A 2,246-nucleotide genomic window follows, 5' to 3' on the forward strand; every position below is an offset into this window, starting at 1 on the left:
GCGGCGCTCCCGTGACGAACTTGTCCCATAATGCTTCCTTCCATTCCTGAGAAAGGATCGCACCATCAAACCATGGGATCAAACACCTAGGATGGCAGATTTTGCAAAATGGGTGGTTGCTGCCGAAGAATCCCTTGGATGGGCTCAGGGCGCGTTTCTGGACTCCTACGCGGCCAATCGCGCCCGCAGCGACCAAGCCGCTGTTGAGGCCAACCCGGTCGCGTTGGCAATTCTGTCACTGATGGATGGGCGGCAGCATTGGAGCGCGACAGCAACCGAGTTGAAGCAAACCTTGCCGGATCGCTTCCCGGCGCTGACAGAGGATAGCCAGAGCTTCCCCCGGTCTGAGGCAAGGTTCGGCGTGGCCCTGTGCAGGGTTCAGCCTGTGCTGCGGCGGCAGGGCGTGAACATCGCGTTTAGTCGGGAAGGCAAAGCCGGGATGCGGGTGATAGAATTGAGCAGTCGGTGAAAGTTCGTACTACAATTTTTTGGCTAACGCGCTTGATCCCTTGGGTCGGGCGCCTTTTTGTTGCTCCACCTATTGCGTTTGTCTGGTTCGACTTTCGTCTGCTACGCAGGACGGAACGGACACGCAACAATACACAAACCTTCGCACTCCCATTGGAGCCACATTTAAAACCAAGATGGGTAGCACTGCATTAGGTGCTGAACGTCCAATTCACTTTGAAATGCCTCCGGGTGGCTTTGCATCATTTCTTGAATAAATTCCCGTCGTTGTCGTGTCGCTTCATGGGTGTTCTCGCAGCACCGCGAAGGATCAGGGGTACGTTCAAACAGTTTGTGCAACAATCTGAAAGGTTTCCAAGTATCGAGTTGTGGGGTGATGTGCAAAGTCATTGTTAGCCACCTTGGTTCATGGGTTCTCCATTCAGGTTATTGGCCAGCATCACCTTCTGGTATCGTGCTTGAATTTGTGCTGTTCTACATAAATGCAGAGCGAGAATTGGAACTGGTCCGATGTACGCGTTTTTCTGATGGTCGTCAGAGAGGGGTCGACGCTGGCCGCTTCTCGCAAGCTCGGCATGGCCCAACCTACTGTGGCTAGGCGTATCGATGCATTGGAACATGCAGCCGGACTAGTTCTGTTTGAGCGTGACACCAGAGGCTTCAAACTCACGAAAAACGGACTCAATCTCGTCAAGAGCGCCGAGACGCTCGAAGCCGCAGCAAATATGTTTGCCAGACATGTAGGTGAATTGGCGGAAACAAAACCTATTCGTATCACTGCATATTCAGCGAACTTCTCGCCGCGAATGGTCGATATTGTCAATGAATTTTCAGCAAGTAACCCCGGCATAGCGTTTGAGTTCTTGCCTTCAGTGAGAGCTCTGGACCTTATGGCAGGTGAAGCAGATATAGCGCTACGATTGGTGCGGACTGAACCTGACCAAAATTTGATTTCAAGGAAGATTAGCGACGCGAAGTGGTCGCTGTTTGGTGGGAAAAGTTATGAGCAGGAATTTGGATTACCCACCTCATCTCGGGATTTGAAAGGCCACAGGTTCGTCACGTTCAAAAGAGGGGACGTCCCCAACGTTTTTCACCATTGGTTAGTGGAACGCATTGAGTCCCAGCAGATTGTGGCGACCTATAGCGAACTGGACTTAATGCATTCGGCAATCAGGGCGGGTCAAGGGTTGGGAATAAGCAACGTGAAGTTGCTTGAGTCGGACAAAACCCTCATCAGGTGCTTCGACGAGATCGAGGAGCTGTCAGCGCCACATTTGTTGTTGGTTTCACCAGATGCCTACCGACGTCCTGAAGTTAAAGCCTTTGTCAAATATTTCGCACCTCGCTATGCGGTAATTTTTAAGGAACGAGCCACCTAATGCTGAATGGAGCTGCAGCCGACGAGATTGCGAGTTCCCTTCTGTGATGAGAGTTGACATGGTCCACATTAGGCTCTGAGCCGACATTCGCGGTTTTGGCTGACGGTGCTGACAGTGCAGACGGAAACTGCGGGTTGGTTTTCATGATGGGGTAAGATTCGTCTTCAGGAAGCGTCAGAATGAGAACGCTTTGATAGCTGTTCTTTGCTCCGTAGCGTAGCACCGCAGTAGCACTGGCGGTTACGGCCCTGAACGCAGAAAGCGCCCCTTTGGGCGCTAAGTGCTTGATATCTGACTGGAAGTATTGGTTGCGGGAGCAGGATTTGAACCTGCGACCTTCAGGTTATGAGCCTGACGAGCTACCGGGCTGCTCCATCCCGCGTCAGAGTCAGATTT

At 52.2% G+C, this 2,246-nt stretch carries 2 protein-coding genes and 1 tRNA gene; 2 read left to right on the forward strand and 1 reads right to left on the reverse strand.

Going from position 1 to position 2,246, the window contains the following annotated elements; all coding sequences use genetic code 11:
- The first annotated feature begins 91 nt into the window (after positions 1-91).
- Together ACR0LL_RS20970 and ACR0LL_RS20975 are read left to right on the forward strand one after the other, a co-directional pair.
- Positions 92-469 carry a hypothetical protein gene (locus ACR0LL_RS20970; protein WP_480589225.1) on the forward strand — a complete coding sequence of 126 codons (378 nt, stop codon included), beginning with the start codon at positions 92-94 and terminating at the stop codon, positions 467-469.
- Positions 470-950: 481 nt separating this feature from the next.
- A complete protein-coding gene (locus ACR0LL_RS20975) occupies positions 951-1,850 on the forward strand; it encodes a LysR family transcriptional regulator (protein WP_480589227.1) in 900 nt (299 codons plus the stop codon).
- Between the two features lie 305 nt (positions 1,851-2,155).
- On the opposite strand, the gene ACR0LL_RS20980 is transcribed toward ACR0LL_RS20975, so the two are convergent.
- Positions 2,156-2,232: transfer RNA gene (locus tag ACR0LL_RS20980), tRNA-Met, on the reverse strand.
- Between the last annotated feature and the right edge of the window lie 14 nt (positions 2,233-2,246).

Source organism: Ruegeria sp. AI2 (genome assembly GCF_056541275.1).

What these genes read in the sequence shown, in the direction of transcription:
- ACR0LL_RS20975 (WP_480589227.1), top strand. Translation starts at nt 951, where the DNA reads ATGCAGAGCGAGAATTGGAACTGGTCCGATGTACGCGTTTTTCTGATG.
- ACR0LL_RS20970 (WP_480589225.1), top strand. Translation starts at nt 92, where the DNA reads ATGGCAGATTTTGCAAAATGGGTGGTTGCTGCCGAAGAATCCCTTGGA.